The 15888-nt window shown below is 50.2% G+C and carries 11 protein-coding genes and 1 pseudogene; 7 read left to right on the top strand and 5 right to left on the bottom strand.

Annotated features, from left to right (window positions below; all coding sequences use genetic code 11):
• Positions 1 to 443: 443 nt before the first annotated feature.
• The 3 genes from CX651_RS18695 to CX651_RS18685 all read right to left on the bottom strand — a co-directional run bounded on the left by CX651_RS18695 (position 444) and on the right by CX651_RS18685 (position 2497).
• Positions 444 to 947: an ankyrin repeat domain-containing protein gene (locus CX651_RS18695; RefSeq protein ID WP_101057525.1), complete on the bottom strand. Its 504-nt coding sequence runs from the start codon at positions 945 to 947 to the stop codon at positions 444 to 446.
• Positions 948 to 1169: 222 nt separating this feature from the next.
• Entirely contained in the window at positions 1170 to 1592 is a 423-nt protein-coding gene (locus CX651_RS18690) for a hypothetical protein (protein WP_101057523.1), read from the bottom strand.
• A gap of 272 nt (positions 1593 to 1864) precedes the next feature.
• The gene (locus CX651_RS18685) at positions 1865 to 2497 is read right to left on the bottom strand and encodes a YchE family NAAT transporter (RefSeq protein ID WP_025010407.1); all 633 of its coding nucleotides are present in this window, start codon (positions 2495 to 2497) and stop codon (positions 1865 to 1867) included.
• Between the two features lie 342 nt (positions 2498 to 2839).
• Here CX651_RS18685 and adhE point away from each other — a divergent pair, with 342 nt between their 5' ends.
• The 6 genes and pseudogenes from adhE to CX651_RS18655 all read left to right on the top strand — a co-directional run bounded on the left by adhE (position 2840) and on the right by CX651_RS18655 (position 10463).
• On the top strand, positions 2840 to 5443 hold the full coding sequence (gene adhE, locus CX651_RS18680; protein ID WP_101057521.1) for a bifunctional acetaldehyde-CoA/alcohol dehydrogenase: 2604 nt from the start codon (positions 2840 to 2842) through the stop codon (positions 5441 to 5443).
• 422 nt (positions 5444 to 5865) lie between these two features.
• Positions 5866 to 7675, top strand: a pseudogene (locus tag CX651_RS18675) (DUF885 domain-containing protein).
• 228 nt (positions 7676 to 7903) lie between these two features.
• Entirely contained in the window at positions 7904 to 8584 is a 681-nt protein-coding gene (locus CX651_RS18670; protein WP_101057519.1) for a response regulator transcription factor, read from the top strand.
• 146 nt (positions 8585 to 8730) lie between these two features.
• Positions 8731 to 9858, top strand: coding sequence for a M14 family metallopeptidase (locus CX651_RS18665; RefSeq protein WP_101057517.1), 1128 nt, complete (start codon positions 8731 to 8733; stop codon positions 9856 to 9858).
• A 9-nt stretch (positions 9859 to 9867) separates the two neighbouring features.
• Positions 9868 to 10185, top strand: coding sequence for a zinc ribbon domain-containing protein (locus CX651_RS18660; protein ID WP_101057515.1), 318 nt, complete (start codon positions 9868 to 9870; stop codon positions 10183 to 10185).
• Positions 10182 to 10463, top strand: a complete 282-nt coding sequence (locus CX651_RS18655) for a YeaC family protein (protein ID WP_039032997.1) — start codon at positions 10182 to 10184, stop codon at positions 10461 to 10463. The genes CX651_RS18660 and CX651_RS18655 overlap by 4 nt, the downstream gene beginning before the upstream one ends.
• A 66-nt stretch (positions 10464 to 10529) precedes the next feature.
• On the opposite strand, the gene ansA is transcribed toward CX651_RS18655, so the two are convergent.
• On the bottom strand, positions 10530 to 11546 hold the full coding sequence (ansA, locus tag CX651_RS18650) for an asparaginase (RefSeq protein ID WP_101057512.1): 1017 nt from the start codon (positions 11544 to 11546) through the stop codon (positions 10530 to 10532).
• Positions 11547 to 11653: 107 nt separating this feature from the next.
• On the bottom strand, positions 11654 to 13507 hold the full coding sequence (gene sppA / locus CX651_RS18645; RefSeq protein WP_101057510.1) for a signal peptide peptidase SppA: 1854 nt from the start codon (positions 13505 to 13507) through the stop codon (positions 11654 to 11656).
• Between the two features lie 196 nt (positions 13508 to 13703).
• On the opposite strand from sppA, the gene CX651_RS18640 reads away from it, so the two are divergent.
• The gene (locus tag CX651_RS18640) at positions 13704 to 15725 is read left to right on the top strand and encodes an oxidoreductase (protein WP_101057527.1); all 2022 of its coding nucleotides are present in this window, start codon (positions 13704 to 13706) and stop codon (positions 15723 to 15725) included.
• Positions 15726 to 15888 lie beyond the last annotated feature (163 nt).

Below are 15888 nucleotides of genomic sequence, written 5' to 3'. Positions count from 1 at the left end.
AACAGGCGGGCTTTTTCGCATCTCAGTTTTGATGATAGCGATTAGCCTGGTATAGGCGGTTAGCGGATTGCTGGGTTTATAGCGCCGTCATCCAGGGTTCAAATCCCTGCTCCTTTGCCATATTCAGAGAAGCCCGCTTGTGTAAACAGGCGGGCTTTTTCGTATCTCAGTTTTGATGATAGCGATTAGCCTGGTATAGCCTGGTATAGCCTGGTATAGGCGGTTAGCGGATTGCTGGCTTTCTCGCGTCGTCATGTAGGGTTCAAATCCCTGCTCCTTTGCCATATTCAGAGAAGCCCGCTTTGTAAACGGGCGTTTTATTTGGATGATTCCCTTTGACTGTGGCCTTGTTGAATTAACGCTCTGGTGGTGCCTGTAAAATATGGTTGTCACTAATCTGTAGAGCTTACTGTCAATAAAAATAAAATAGTGGCGGAGGTAAGTTAGCTAACGGATTGGATATAATCAGCAATGTCAGTACGCCCCCATTCAAGGGCAAACTCAAGGGCTCCCATGTCCTTCATCGTCTGGCCGGTATAACGGATTTGAGTATCTATACCCGCCTCAACTAACCGCTTTACAATATGGAAGTGGCCATAATGAATCGCAGTAAAAAGGGGATTACGGTCTGGCTCAGAAATATCGAGTCTTGCTCCAAGGCCGATGAAGTAGTTCAAAATATCTTGGTTGCCATTCGACGCAGCCCTATGGATTGGACTGCTGCCACTGATACTGTCTCCGCTATCTATATCGGCTCCCAGCTTGACCAAAGCCTGGCACAATTCCAAGTTGTCATGATCTGCAGCAATATGAAGCAAGCTGCCCAATGGCGTTTGTAATCGAACCAGCTCGGAATTCATCTGCAGCAAGTCGATAGCATCTGTAGTTCTCTTCTCCCTGATGTATGTCATGAGAGTCCTTAATTTCAGTATTACTGCTTCGTTCACTTATTTATCCATCCTGACTTAATAATCCCTGTGGGTATCAAGCATAGTGTTTTCTAGAGTGTTGGATTAATCAACAGCCTAATGCGCTATCCGATAAAATATGGGCAAAGAATCACAAGGCCAGTATATCAAAGGATGATTCAAACAAATCTTCTAGCATTCATTTTGTAGAGAGTGATTTGCTTTGAAATTAGCGGTTCGACAGCAGATTACTGTTACTCATCAACAACAGAAGTTCTCACTTTTAGGATCATCTGGGTTCAGTACTTGTATCCTAAAGTCCGGTGCCAGATTAAACCGTTTTATAACACTCGATATTCGGTCAGATGTTAATGCAGAACCGAAATCAAAGAAGAATGGGATAGGATCATTATTGGTAGCCCACTTTTCATTCATTCTCTTGGCTAATTCTCTGGCTTGCTCCCAATCACCTGCAAATATCTTGGAGTAATCAAAATGGGGCCATGCCGCGATATCATCTTCAGCTGCCGAATCTTCGCTGAAGAGAAAGGATACGCTAATCTCGGAGTGCCAAGGAAACACTCCTACATCAATGATTTTTAGCTCTTTTTCACCAAAATCACTTAAAGCTTGTTGCAATTTCCCTTCTAGCAGTTGCTCAATGTTTTCTCTATTGTATTCCATATCCATTCTTAATTAAGCTGTATTGGTTTATATGAACTGTCAGACTTCGTGCCGGCTTGTTAGGGCGCTGCTGTAAGAAAGCCTTGTAGGCATATATGAAAAACTTCCGACTATGCCGGAGGGTATCTTTCTAAGCATAATCCTTTGAATAATATCGGGTACGCAGTCAAGATTCCAAACTTTTTTACAGTGAATTAGCTTGTACGATTGAGCCTGACGTATAGCGGCACAATTTGTGAGAGGGGTATCCATAATATCAATATATTACGCGTTTAACCCAGTAAGTTGGGAAACAGCCCCTTAAAACCTGCGGCTATTACCTCGATACCAATGGATAGCATCAAGAGTCCCATCAGACGGGTGATCACGTTGATCCCTGTTTTACCGAGCAGCTTATTGATAACCGAAGCCATTCTGAACAATGCGAAGCTGAGCAGACCGAACAGTGCTACAGTCACCGACATGGCCAGCAGATTAGCCAGGCCTTTATGCTCGGCGGCAAAGACGATAACTGAGCTGATAGCCCCAGGGCCAGCCATTAGAGGCAAAGCCAGCGGTACTACGGCAACCGACTCCATCGCAGAGGCTTCTCTGTCTTCTTCCTGGTTGCGCTTCACCTCGCCCAGCTTTCCTTGCAACATGGACATGGCGATGATGGCAATCAGTGTACCGCCGGCAATTCGGAATGCCGACAACGAAATACTGAACATATTCAATATATACTGACCCGCCACTGTGGTAACCAGGAGGATTACTACCACGGCAAAGTTGGATATTTTAGCGGTATGGTTACGCTCAGCCTCAGTCTGGTGACTGGTCAGGCTGACAAATACCGGCAACAGGCCCACCGGGTTGATGATAGCCACCAGTCCGAGGAAAAATTTAACGTACAGGGTCAAATCCAATTTCGTATCCTTCCAGTGTAGGGAACTCACCGGGAAACAGTAACTTGAGACGGTGCATACTCTACCCTAAGTTAACAAACCCCAGAAATGAGATTTTCTATACTTGGTCACAACTTCGAATAAATTTTCGTAATATCAGTGCAGTCAAAGCTGCAGTATAGTCGATTCTAATACAAAGATTTTTTCTATGCTTGAATCTGATTTAACGTTGTTGAATTACATAAAACGCCATGCCTGTGGCCAAGATCACAGATGTCCACCCGGTTTGGATGTAATTTTATTTCATGTGAGAGAGTTTAACCAAGATGAGCCTTTGTTAAATTTTTTTACGGGAAACTGATTATGAAAGTCACTAATACCCAGGAACTGGATCTGCTACTGGAAAGAGTCAGCCAGGCTCAGGCGAAATTCGCAGGTTTCAGTCAGCAGCAAGTCGATAAGATATTTCGCGCCGCGGCGCTGGCTGCCGCCGATGCCAGAATCGCGCTGGCGAAACAGGCCGCCGCCGAAACCTCTATGGGAGTGCTGGAGGATAAAGTGATTAAAAACCACTTTGCTTCCGAGTACATCTACAACAAGTATAAAGATGAAAAGACCTGCGGCATTCTGGAAGAAGACGACACCTTCGGCACTATCACAATTGCCGAACCCGTGGGGATCATCTGCGGCATAGTACCGACAACCAACCCAACCTCCACTGCTATCTTCAAGGCGCTGATCAGCCTGAAAACCCGTAATGCCATAGTGTTCTCTCCACACCCCAGGGCCAAAGCATCCACAGTCGCGGCCGCCCGAATAGTGCTTGATGCTGCCATTAAAGCCGGAGCCCCCGAGGACATAATAGGTTGGATAGATGAACCCAGCGTCGCACTTTCCAATCATCTGATGACCCATGAAAAGATAAATCTCATTCTGGCAACCGGTGGCCCGGGTATGGTGAAAGCCGCTTACTCTTCCGGAAAACCTGCCATAGGTGTCGGCGCAGGTAACACACCCGTGGTTATTGATGAAACCGCAGATATCAAACGCGCGGTGGCTTCCATTTTGATGTCAAAAACCTTTGATAATGGTGTGGTATGTGCCTCTGAACAAGCTGTTGTGGTGCTCGACAGCGTCTATCAAGCAGTACGAGAGCGTTTTGCTCATCATGGTGGTTACCTGCTCAATGACCAAGAATGCTTTGCCGTGAAACAGGTTATCCTCAAAGATGGCGCTCTCAATGCCGACATTGTTGGCCAGAGTGCGGCGCGTATTGCCGAAATGGCCGGCTTCAGCGTACCGAGCTGGACCAAGGTGCTGATCGGTGAGGTGGATGCAATAACCGAAGCCGAAGCTTTCGCTCATGAAAAGCTTTCGCCGCTGCTTGGGATGTACTGCGCCAAAGACTTTGATGAGGCTCTGAATAAGGCTGATGCCTTGGTGAAACTCGGTGGTATCGGCCATACCTCTGGGCTCTATACAGATCAAGATACCCAGGTGCAAAGGGTCAAGCGTTTTGGTGAGCGGATGAAAACCGCTCGAATTCTGATAAACACCCCGGCATCTCAAGGCGGGATTGGCGATCTCTATAATTTCAAGCTGGCACCTTCTCTCACTTTGGGCTGTGGCTCCTGGGGAGGGAACTCGATTTCGGAGAACGTGGGCCCGAGTCATCTTATCAACAAGAAAACCGTCGCCAAGAGGGCCGAGAATATGTTGTGGCACAAGCTTCCATCCTCCATCTATTTCCGCCGTGGCAGCCTACCTATTGCCCTGGAAGAGTTGGCCGACAAACGCCGCGCCTTAATAGTGACAGACAAGTTCTTGTTCAATAACGGCTACTGTGATGAAACCGTCAAGATCCTCAAAGGATTAGGGCTGGATACTGAAGTGTTTTATGAAGTGGAGGCCGATCCTACCTTAGCGGTAGTTCGCGCCGGCACTAAAGTAGCCGAGAGCTTCCAGCCGGATGTGATCATCGCACTGGGCGGCGGCTCCCCCATGGACGCCGCTAAGATCATCTGGGTGATGTATGAACATCCGCAGGTGGACTTTGCCGATTTGGCGCTGCGTTTCATGGATATTCGCAAACGTATTTACAAGTTCCCCAAACTTGGGCGCAAGGCCAAGATGGTAGCTATCCCTACCACATCGGGCACAGGCTCTGAAGTTACACCGTTTGCCGTGGTGACTGATGAGCAGACAGGTGCCAAGTATCCCATTGCCGATTATGAACTGACTCCCAATATGGCGATTGTGGATCCCAACCTGGTGATGAACATGCCTAAGTCCTTGACCGCCTTTGGCGGGATAGATGCCATCACCCATGCCTTGGAAGCCTATGTCAGCGTGATGGCCAATGAGTATAGTGATGGCCAGGCATTGCAGGCCTTGGATCTTCTGGTTGCGCACCTGCCCAAGGCTTACGAAGAAGGCGCAGCGGCGCCGATTGCCCGCGAAAAAGTGCACAACGGCGCCACCATTGCCGGTATTGCCTTTGCCAACGCTTTCTTGGGCATATGTCACTCTATGGCCCACAAACTGGGCGCCGAATTCCATCTGCCCCACGGTTTGGCCAATGCACTGCTCATAAGCAATGTCATCCGTTTCAACGCCACCGACCTGCCAACCAAGCAAGCTGCTTTTAGCCAGTATGACAGACCCAAGGCGCTCTGCCGCTATGCCGCTATTGCCGATCACCTCAAACTGACAGACGCTGGGCTGAGTGACGCCGAAAAAGTCGAGCGTTTGATAGCTAAAATCGAACAGTTGAAACAGGCTTTGGGGATCCCGGTTTCAATTCAGGAAGCCGGCGTCAAGGAGGCCGATTTCCTGGATAAATTGGATGAGCTGGCTGAAGATGCTTTTGATGATCAGTGTACAGGTGCTAACCCCAGGTATCCTCTGATCAGTGAGTTAAAAGCCTTGTTGCTGGCGAGCTTCTACGGCGAGATTTACCGCGACTAAAAATAGCCTTGTACTAAAACCAGGATGCCGCTCAGTTGCAATGAGCGGCATTTTTAATTGCTCGGTATATATGGAATCACCGCGGCCCAGCACACAAGCATCCTTTATATGCCGGTTAAAATTAAAGAATATAAAAACTCGTTTAAAAAGCTTCTCTATGTCAGATATTCTTTGCTTTCAGCGTATGAAATGCTTCTTCTGTATCAGTTGGTTTTCTATAGAAGCTTGAAATCGCTTCACTCCTCTGGGCTTCACTATGGTCATATGCAATTCATGCCAGCTCGCAAACTGTAACAAAGCATGTCTCTTTATTAATCAATTGCTGAAAAGTTCCTGCTTCCATGATTTACTAGCAAACTATGCACCCGAAAAACCGATAAGAATTCAAATTTCCAACATACGGGTGCCGGGAAGGAAATCATATGAAAAAACTCACTCTGTGCCTGGCGGTGTCACTGGCGCTGACAGGTCTGTCCGCATGTCAAACCCAAAGCTCGCCCGAAGCGATGGCATCTAACGTTTCTGCTGCCGTTAAACAAGATCAGAACCAAGCCTTTAGTTCATTCAGTCAAAGCTTTATCGATTCTCTGTGGCAAGTTGCACCGACATGGGCGCTCTATAATGGCTTTCATCAATATGATGCCAAACTCCTGGTACCGGATGCGACCAGCCGTACTACAACGCTGAATTTTATTCAGCAGCAGCGAGCCAAGATGGCGAGCTTTGATTTTGCGGCGCTTACCGCTGCCAACCTGATTGACTATCGCTTGATTGAAAACGTCCTCGGTAGCATGGAGTGGGAAATCAAGCGCTTCAAGTCCTGGCAGTGGGACCCGTCCAGTTACAACGTGGCTGGGGGCTTTGCGCAAATCATCAATGAGGACTTTGCACCTCTGGAGCAAAGGTTGCGCTCTGTATTGGGCCGATTGGAAAATGTGCCGGCCTATTACCGGGCGGCGCAGCAAAACATAGATAATCCCACTCTTGAGCACACAGAGTTGGCCATCATGCAAAATCAGGGCGCCTTTTCGGTATTGTCCGATGAACTGCTCGCCAAGGTGAACGCCTCTGGCCTGAACGCTGATGAAAAGGCGTTATTCAAGCAAAGAATGGATAAAGCCGTGGCGGCCATCGAAGGGCATATCCAGTTTCTCAAACAGCTGGAACAGCAACTTAAGCAGGAAGGCAGCCGTAGTTTCCGGATAGGTGAAGTGCTTTATGAGGAGAAGTTCGCCTTCGATATTCAGGCTGGTATGAGCGCCAAGGTCCTCTATGAAAAGGCGCTGGCCGATAAGGCCAGGGTTCAGGGCGAAATGGCAAAAATTACCGACAAGCTCTGGGGTAAGTATTTCCAAGAGCCCAAGCCGCAAGACGAGAAAAAGGCTATCAGGCAGTTGATCGACAAGCTTTCGGCCCGGCATGTCAAGCGGGAAGATTTTGTCGACGAGGTGAGGGCACAGATCCCCGAGCTGGTGAAGTTTGTCAATCAACACGAGCTGGTGACTCTGGATCCGAAAAAACCTTTGGTGGTCAGGGAAACACCTGAATACATGCGGGGGTTTGCCGGTGCTTCCATCAGTGCTCCCGGCCCCTATGAGAAGGGCTCCCGGCCCCTATGAGAAGGGCGGCAACACCTATTATAACGTGACTCCCCTCGATGGCATGACTGACGAGCAGGCCGAAAGTTACTTGCGCGAGTATAACCACTGGATATTGCAGGTACTGAACATACATGAGGCGATCCCCGGCCATTACACCCAACTGGTGTACTCCAATGAGTCACCGAGCCTAGTCAAGAGTCTGTTTGGTAACGGCGCCATGGTCGAAGGTTGGGCCGTTTATGCCGAGCGTATGATGCTGGAACAGGGCTATGGTAACTTTGAGCCGGAAATGTGGCTGATGTACTACAAGTGGAACCTCAGGGTAATTTGCAACACCATTCTTGACTACAGCATTCAGGTCAAGGGGATGACTGAAGAGCAGGCCATTAAATTGATGACTGACGAAGCTTTCCAGCAGCAAGCCGAGGCGGAAGGTAAGTGGCGCCGGGCAACGCTGAGCCAGGTACAGTTAACCAGCTATTACGCTGGTTATCGTGAAATTTACGACTTAAGGGAAGAACTTAAACAGCAGCAAGGCAAGGCATTTGATCTCAAGACGTTCCACGAAAACTTCCTCAGTTATGGTAGTGCTCCGGTTAAATACATCAGCCAGCTTATGCAAGACAAGTAAGGTGGACAATAAAAGGCAGGGATAAAGTTTGCAGCCTCAGTGGCGGTAATCTTAACTTGTCCTGTTGACTACAGGGACAGTTTGACCAGCTGTCCCTTTTTCATAACTCCTTATATGTGACTCTGTGCACCTTACATCATTATAACCCGTGAATTTTTCTGGCTCAACCAGGATAATTATGTTAACGTTAATGGTAATGGTTCTTATTTGAGAATTTTATCAACGAAAATGACGAAAATTTTATTGGTGGACGATGACCTGGAGTTCAGGGACTTGCTCAAGGAAGCACTGGAGGGCGAGGGGCACGATGTTATTTGTGCCGCTGATGGTTTGGATGCACTGATGAGACTCGACACTTTTACCCCAGATGTTATCTTGCTCGACTTAATGATGCCCAAACTCAATGGTTTTGAGATGTTGCTTGCCCGTAAGGACAGCACACCTGTGATAGTGATTTCGGCTGTCGATAGCGAAGAGGAAAGGATTAAAGGCTATGAGCTGGGGGCAGATGATTTTTTGAGTAAGCCATTCAGCGTCAAAGAGTTATTGGTCCGTATTCAGGCGCTCATAAGAAGGATAAATATCAGCAAGGGGCAGGAACCTGCTGATCTGGCGCTCAATAAACAGATCCAATTTGATGAGACGGATTACACTGTGGCTATTGCCGATCAGCAGTTGGCATTGACTCAGACAGAGTTTCGTTTGTTTAAATATCTGTTTGAGCGTAAGGGCCAAGTAGTTACCAAGCAAGAGCTGCAGCGACGGGTGTTAAAAAAAGAGCTAGGGCGGTTTGATCGAAATCTGGATATGCATATCTCCAATACCCGGCGAAAACTGGAGCAGACCCGTTTGCCAAGAAGCCTTATCAATACGGTGCGCGGCCAGGGATACAGTTTCAGCCTTTGGTGAGTAGCTGTAAACCATCACTGATTAATCTTCGCATATCAAGCCAGAGTCGGCCGCGTTTTCAAGCGCGGCCGATTTGGTTTATCCTATAGCCCACTTGCGCGAGCCTTTCGGCTCCACACCCTATAAAAGCAATGAAGGAAAACATCATGCGGATCAGCGCGAATTTTGATGGTGGCAATATTCAGGTCATCAGTCTTGATAATAAGGACGACATCAGACTGGCGATCCGCCCGGATCAGGGCGGAGAGTTCTACCAGTGGTTCAATTTCCGTTTTGAAGGCCAGGTAGGAAACAGTTACACCCTCAATATCATCAACGCCGGCAGCGCTTCTTATCCCAAAGGCTGGGAAAACTACCAGGCGGTTGCCAGCTATGATCGCCAGCACTGGTTCCGTCTGCCGACCAAATATGAAGACGGTAAACTAAGCATCAATGTTGAATTGGACGCCGATGCGATTCAGATAGCCTATTTTGCACCTTACAGTTATGAACGCCACCTGGATCTGCTCAGTGCAGTGCAAGTGCATCCTGAAGTGAGCCTGGAGCACCTGGGGCTGACCCTGGATGGTCGCGATCTGACCCTGGTCAAGGTGGGAGATGGCGATAGCAGCAAGCGCAATATCTGGATCACAGCCCGTCAGCACCCAGGGGAAACCATGGCCGAATGGCTGGTGGAAGGTTTACTGTATCGTTTGCTGGACTCGGATGATCCTGTCTCCAAACAGTTGTTGGATAAGGCCAATTTCTATGTGGTGCCCAACATGAATCCAGACGGCAGCGCCCGCGGCCATCTGCGTACCAATGCCGCCGGTGTTAACCTAAATCGTGAGTGGCAAACGCCAAGCTTGGAGAAGAGCCCCGAGGTGTACCATGTGGTACAAAAGATGAAAGAAACCGGTGTGGACCTCTTCTATGACGTCCACGGTGATGAAGGTCTACCTTATGTATTCCTGGCAGGCTGTGAAGGCATTCCTTGTTGGGATGAGCGCTTGACTCAGCTGCAACAGGAATTTGCCTCGGCGCTCTTGCTGGTTAGCCCGGATTTCCAGACCGAACACGGCTATGAAAAGGACGAGCCTGGCAAGGCCAACCTTACCATAGGTTCCAACTGGGTCGGCGAAACCTTCAACTGCCTGTCCAACACCTTGGAAATGCCATTTAAGGACAACGATAATTTGGCTGATCCGCTGGTGGGTTGGTCTCCCGAGCGTTGCCTGTACTTGGGGGAAGCCTCATTGACCGCCATGCTGGCCGTCGTGGATAAACTCAGGTAAGGAGCAGCTATGGCACTGGTTGAATGCCCTTTATGCCGCAAGCGGATCTCCAGTAAGGCACCTAGTTGCCCACACTGCAGTTCCAAACTGGGGCCCAACACCGAGTCGCTGTCGAGGATCAGCCATATTCAGCAGTCGACCAAACTGATGAACCAGAGCTTTCTGGCCTTGACCCTGTTTATCGCCGGGGTGGTTATCTGGTTCTGGGGTGGAGAAGTCGCCGAAGGCAATCGAGCTATCGCCGGTGCCATCTGCTTTACGCTCGGTTTCGTGGGTTACCTGATAACCCGGGTACGTATTATTTTACACAAGCGGAAAAGTGTATGACAGATATCAACAAAGTGATTGAAGAGATGCCGGTTGAGGTCTATGAGAGACTGCGCAGCGCCGCCGAGATAGGTAAGTGGGAAGATGGCACTGTGCTGACCGAGGAGCAGCGGGAAAACACACTGCAACTGGTGATGCTCTATCAGGCCAGGCGTTTGGAGCAAACCGAGCACTTTACCATAGGCGCCGGTGGCCAGCTCAACGAGCTGTCCAAGGCGCAGCTGAAAAAGCAGTTTCGCGGTGAGAGCATTGCTGAGTTCAAAGAATCTGATCTTTAATTAGTTTTCTGGATTCGAATTATAAAAAAGCCCTGTATATACAGGGCTTTTTGCTATCAATTAAATTCAGTCTGCTGTGAGCTCGCCACAGAGGTTTTGTTGCATCCGCCTTCTTATCTCTTCTGTGCTCAGCCCTTGAGAGAGCAAGTAATGCAACTTGGTCAAGGCGGCTTCCGTGGTCATATCGGCGCCGCTGATAACGCCGGCCTTCGCCAGGGCGTTGCCTGTGGCATAACCACCCATATTGACTTTTCCCTGCAGACACTGGGTCAGATTAATAAGCACAGTACCCTTGTCGTTGGCCCGCTTGAGAGTTTCTAGCAACGCGGGGTCCTGCGGTGCATTGCCGACACCATAGGTCAGTAATATCAGAGCTTTTACCGGCTGCTGTAGTATGTTGTTGAATACTTCGGTGGAGATCCCTGGATACAGAGTGACTACTCCTATGGGGTGAGGAGTAATAGGTGCTACTTTCAAGGGTTTATCGCAGGGCGGCGCAATTTTTCCGGCGCGCAGGCGAATCTTGATCCCGGCTTCCAGCAATAAAGGAAAGTTCGGCGAAGCAAAGGCATCGAAGCCATCGGCATGAGCCTTGGTGGTACGGTTGCCGCGAAATAACTTATTGTTGAAGAACAGGCAAACCTCGGCAACCGGATAGTTTGCGGCAATATACAAGGCATTGAGTAGATTGGTTTGACCGTCTGAGCGCAGCTGCGCCAATGGAATTTGCGAGCCGGTGACGATAACTGGCTTACCGAGATCCTGCAGCATAAAAGACAGTGCCGAGGCGGTAAACGCCATGGTGTCTGTGCCGTGAAGAATGACAAAGCCATCATACTTGTCATAGTTGGCCTGAATATCGTCGGCTATCATCTGCCAGTGGCTGGGAGCCATGTTGGAGGAGTCTATCAGCGGACTATATTCCTGGATCACGAACGTCGGCATCTCTTCATGGAAAAACTCCGGCATGGAGTTGACGCATTCTGTCAGGAAACCGGCGACCGGGGCAAAGCCATTACTGGTTTTTTGCATCCCTATGGTGCCGCCCGTGTATGCGACATAGATAGACTTTTTTTTGTTCATAATCTGGCTTTATTTATCATTGGAGCAAAACAGAGGCCGGATTATAGCAAATCAACCCCGGCAGCATAAGGCACAAAAAAGCCCGGCGAACCGGGCTTTCAGGATTATCAGTAACTGCAGTTATCACAGTAGAGATAGACGCCGTTAGGGTCGTCAAAGGCGGCAAACTCTTCCAGTACCTTGCTCCATTGAGTCAGCAGTTTTTCCAGTACGCTGGACTGCTTAACACTGGGGGGGAGATAAGCGGAGACACTGGCAAACATCTCCTGAATGAAGAGTTGCTCAGGTGTCAGCTCCTGCTCTATCACTCGGCTGTCAAACTTATCCAGCCCGGCCAGTTCGGCGGCTTTGGCAATGGCGTTATCGAGATCGCCAAGCTCATCCACCAGACCTAGCTCCAGGGCTTTCTTGCCTGACCAAACTCGGCCCTGGGCAATCTTATCCACCTGCTCGAGCGTCATATTGCGCTCGTTGGCGACCAGCGAGATAAAGTCTTTGTAACCACGTTCAATATGGCGCTGGATCACCGCCTTGACGCCATCGGAAAGTGGCCGGGTAACAGAAAGACCGGCCCAGTCTGAGGTGGCCACACCATCGGTATTGACGCCGATTGAAGACAGGGAATCCTCGAAGGTGGTTATCATGCCGAAGATACCGATGGATCCGGTCAGGGTTGTGGGGTTGGCATAGATATAGTCAGCGCTGGCCGAAATCCAGTATCCACCGGAGGCTGCCATGCTGCTCATACTGACGACCACAGGCTTACCGGCTTTCTTCAATGCCAGCACTTCCTGACGAATTTGCTCGGAAGCAAAGGCGCTGCCGCCGGGGCTGTCGACCCTAAGTACTACGGCCTTAATAGTGTCATCGAAGCGGGCCTTACGCAGCAGGGCGGAGGTACTTTCACCGCCGATATCACCGGCCGGCTGGCTACCGTTGAGAATATTGCCCTTGGCCACTATGATGCCAATCTCTTCTGAGGGGACCAACTCGGGCAGCGGTGCCATCAACTTGGCGTAGTCATAGTAGCTTATCTGCTTAAAGCTATCGCCTTCCTTGCTTTTGCCCACCAAGTCCAACATCGCCAGGCGGAAGTCCTCGGCGCTGGCAAGTTTATCGACCCACTTGAGGTTAACTGCCATGGTGCCTGAATCGCCGTCGGCTTGCTCCAGCTCTGCCAAATAAGTGCTAGCATTAAGGCCTAGGTTGGATTTGTCTATGCCACGATTGGCTGCCACTGTGTCTGTATAGCTGCCCCAGATGTCGTTGAGCAGAACAGAGTTGGCTTCCTTGGCGGCTTCTGACATGTCGTCACGGATAAAAGGTTCAACCGCTGACTTGAAAGTACCAACACGGAAAATGTGCGCCTTGATTTTTAACTTATCCAGTGCCGACTTATAGTACTGACGGTAGCGGCTCAGGCCATCTACCGCCACCATACCCTCTGGGTTGAGGTAGACTGTATCGGCAAAACTCGCCAGGAAATACTGGTTCTGATCATAATAGTTACCTATGGCGACCACAGGCTTGCCACTATCCTTGAATTCATTGAGTGCCTGGCCTATGGCGCTCAGCTTACTCAGGCCGCCATATTGCAACTCGGACAGATCCAATACCAGGGCCTTAATCCGCTTGTCATTGGTGGCGCTGTTAATGGTATAGAGCACATCACTCAATAAGATTTCGCCGTTGACATCGGGTCCTTTGCCTTGGTTTAACATCGCCTCGAACGGGTCAATCTGGCGTTTCTGATCCACTATGCCGCCGGCCAGGTTCAATACCAACGCCGAGCCATCCTCAACTTGGATTTCATCACTGCTGACCATGGCGATGACCACGGCTATCAAAGCGATAAAGAACAGCGGGAAGAACACTAGGTTCAACACCAGCTTGCGAATGAAGTTGATCACATTCCAGATCAACATCAGGGTATTCTTGGTTGTCAGGGGTTTTGCGGACATAGCCACTCCATTTTTCCATGCATTCCGCTAATGCTAACTGAAAATAACAGCAACGGGAAAACACATTTGTAAGTGATTTTATACGCGTGCTTTTACCGGCTTAGCCGAAGGGAGATTGCAATGCATGCTTTATGTTGAGCTTGATGGCGGCTCAGGTTATGCTGATTTAAATCACTTGTTTAAAAAGGATGTTTTAATGTCGGGCTTTCCTCATTTATTAGAACCCTTGGATCTGGGGTTTACCCAGCTGAGAAACCGGGTACTCATGGGTTCCATGCATACCGGGTTGGAAGAAGAAAAGGGCGGTTTTGAGAAACTGGCACACTTCTACAAGGAGCGGGCGCTGGGTGGTGTGGGTTTGATTGTCACCGGCGGCATAGCGCCAAACTTTCGCGGCCGTTTGGCCCCCAACGCCTGTCAGCTGAGTTTTCCCTGGCAAGTGGGCAAACACCAAATCGTTACCCGCGCCGTGCATGAGGGCGGCGCCAAGATCTGTATGCAGATCCTTCATGCCGGTCGTTATGGCTATCATCCTTTTTCACTGGCACCGAGCAAGGTCAAGTCACCCATTACCCCATTTACGCCAAGTGCCATGTCTTTGCGGCAAATCCGCGGCACCATAAAGGATTATGCCACCTCTGCCGAATTGGCCAAACGGGCCGGTTATGATGGCGTGGAAGTGATGGGCTCTGAAGGCTATCTCATCAATCAGTTCATCTGTGAGCGGGTCAATCAGCGCAGCGATGAGTACGGCGGCAGTTTTGCCAACCGTATTCGCCTGCCACTGGAAATTGTTCGCGCTATCCGCGCCAAGGTCGGGCCCGAGTTCATCATTATCTTTCGTTTGTCTATGCTGGATCTGGTCGACAAGGGCTCAAGCCTTGAGGAGGTCATAGAACTCGGCAAAGCGCTGGAACAAGCCGGTGTCACTATCATCAATACCGGCATAGGATGGCATGAGGCCAGGATCCCGACCATAGCCACCAGCGTACCCAGAGGCGCCTTTGCCTGGGTCACTGAACGTTTGAAAAAAGAACTCAGTGTTCCTTTGGTGGCCACCAACAGGATCAATACGCCTGAGATAGCCGAGCAGATCCTCGCCTCGGGGCAGGCGGATATGGTGTCTATGGCAAGGCCCTTCCTGGCTGATCCTGAGTTTGTCAATAAAGCCGCGGCCAATCAAAGCGAAGCCATCAATACCTGCATCGGCTGTAATCAGGCTTGTCTCGATCATACCTTCTCGCTCAAGCGTGCTACTTGCCTGGTTAATCCAAGAGCCTGCTATGAGACAGAGATTAATTTCCCCAAGACTGAGTCACCCAAACGCCTGGCTGTGATGGGCGCGGGCCCTGCGGGCATGGCGTTTGCCGTCTACGCCGCTGAACGGGGGCACAAGGTGACTTTGTTTGAAGCCCGAGATGAAGTCGGTGGCCAGTTTAACCTGGCGCGCAAGATCCCCGGCAAGGAGGAATTCAACGAAACCATACGCTATTTCAAGAATCGCCTCGCACATTTTAAGGTGGACCTGCGTTTGAATACGCCGCTCAACGCCTCTGTGCTCAGGGATGAGGCTTTTGATGAGTTGGTGGTCGCCAGTGGTGTTGTACCAAGAGAGCTCAACTTGCCCGGGTTTGATTCTCCCAAGGTGGTCAGCTATCAACAGGTGCTGCGGGGAGAGGTGGAAGTCGGCCGGCGGGTGGCACTTATCGGCGCCGGCGGCATAGGTTTTGACTTGGCGCATTTCCTCGGCGAGCAGGAGTCCAGCACACTGGAGCCGGAGCGCTGGTATCGTCAGTGGGGCATAGACACAAGTTACGCCGAGCGCGGCGGACTGGCCAAACAAGCCCAGGCGCATGCCCCGGCCAGAGAGCTGTATTTGTTGCAACGCAAGAAGAGCAAGCTGGGTAAAGGCTTAGGTAAGACCACGGGCTGGATCCATCGCATGGTGCTTAAGCAGCACAAGGTGACAGAGCTCAGTGGGGTCAGCTATGAGCGCTTTGATGACCAGGGATTGCACATACTGATTGATGACAAACCGCAGCTGCTGCCTGTGGATACTGTGGTGATCTGCGCAGGTCAGGAATCCAACCGCGCGCTGTTGCCGGAACTGGAAGAGTGCGGCTTGCCAATGCACCTCATTGGCGGCGTTGATGTCGCTGCCGAGTTGGATGCCAAACGCGCCATTCGTCAGGGTGCCGAATTGGCGATGCGGATTTAGTCTCTAACCGGGCTTAACTCCCCGCCACGGCGCAACGTAGTTCACTTAAGCGGAGCTGCCTTGTGATTAACAGGGTATCGGGTCTTTGATATTTTTACCGCCCTAGGCCGATTTGGCTTAGGGCGTTTGTCTATAAAGAGGATGGACAAGTCTCCTCGCAGAC

Source organism: Shewanella chilikensis (assembly GCF_002836945.1).
GTDB lineage: Bacteria > Pseudomonadota > Gammaproteobacteria > Enterobacterales > Shewanellaceae > Shewanella > Shewanella chilikensis.
This window is presented reverse-complemented; position numbering and strand designations above follow the sequence as displayed.

What these genes read in the sequence shown, in the direction of transcription:
- CX651_RS18690 (WP_101057523.1), bottom strand. Translation starts at nt 1,592, where the DNA reads ATGGAATACAATAGAGAAAACATTGAGCAACTGCTAGAAGGGAAATTG.
- adhE (WP_101057521.1), top strand. Translation starts at nt 2,840, where the DNA reads ATGAAAGTCACTAATACCCAGGAACTGGATCTGCTACTGGAAAGAGTC.
- CX651_RS18670 (WP_101057519.1), top strand. Translation starts at nt 7,904, where the DNA reads ATGACGAAAATTTTATTGGTGGACGATGACCTGGAGTTCAGGGACTTG.
- CX651_RS18665 (WP_101057517.1), top strand. Translation starts at nt 8,731, where the DNA reads ATGCGGATCAGCGCGAATTTTGATGGTGGCAATATTCAGGTCATCAGT.
- CX651_RS18660 (WP_101057515.1), top strand. Translation starts at nt 9,868, where the DNA reads ATGGCACTGGTTGAATGCCCTTTATGCCGCAAGCGGATCTCCAGTAAG.
- CX651_RS18655 (WP_039032997.1), top strand. Translation starts at nt 10,182, where the DNA reads ATGACAGATATCAACAAAGTGATTGAAGAGATGCCGGTTGAGGTCTAT.
- ansA (WP_101057512.1), bottom strand. Translation starts at nt 11,546, where the DNA reads ATGAACAAAAAAAAGTCTATCTATGTCGCATACACGGGCGGCACCATA.
- sppA (WP_101057510.1), bottom strand. Translation starts at nt 13,507, where the DNA reads ATGTCCGCAAAACCCCTGACAACCAAGAATACCCTGATGTTGATCTGG.
- CX651_RS18640 (WP_101057527.1), top strand. Translation starts at nt 13,704, where the DNA reads ATGTCGGGCTTTCCTCATTTATTAGAACCCTTGGATCTGGGGTTTACC.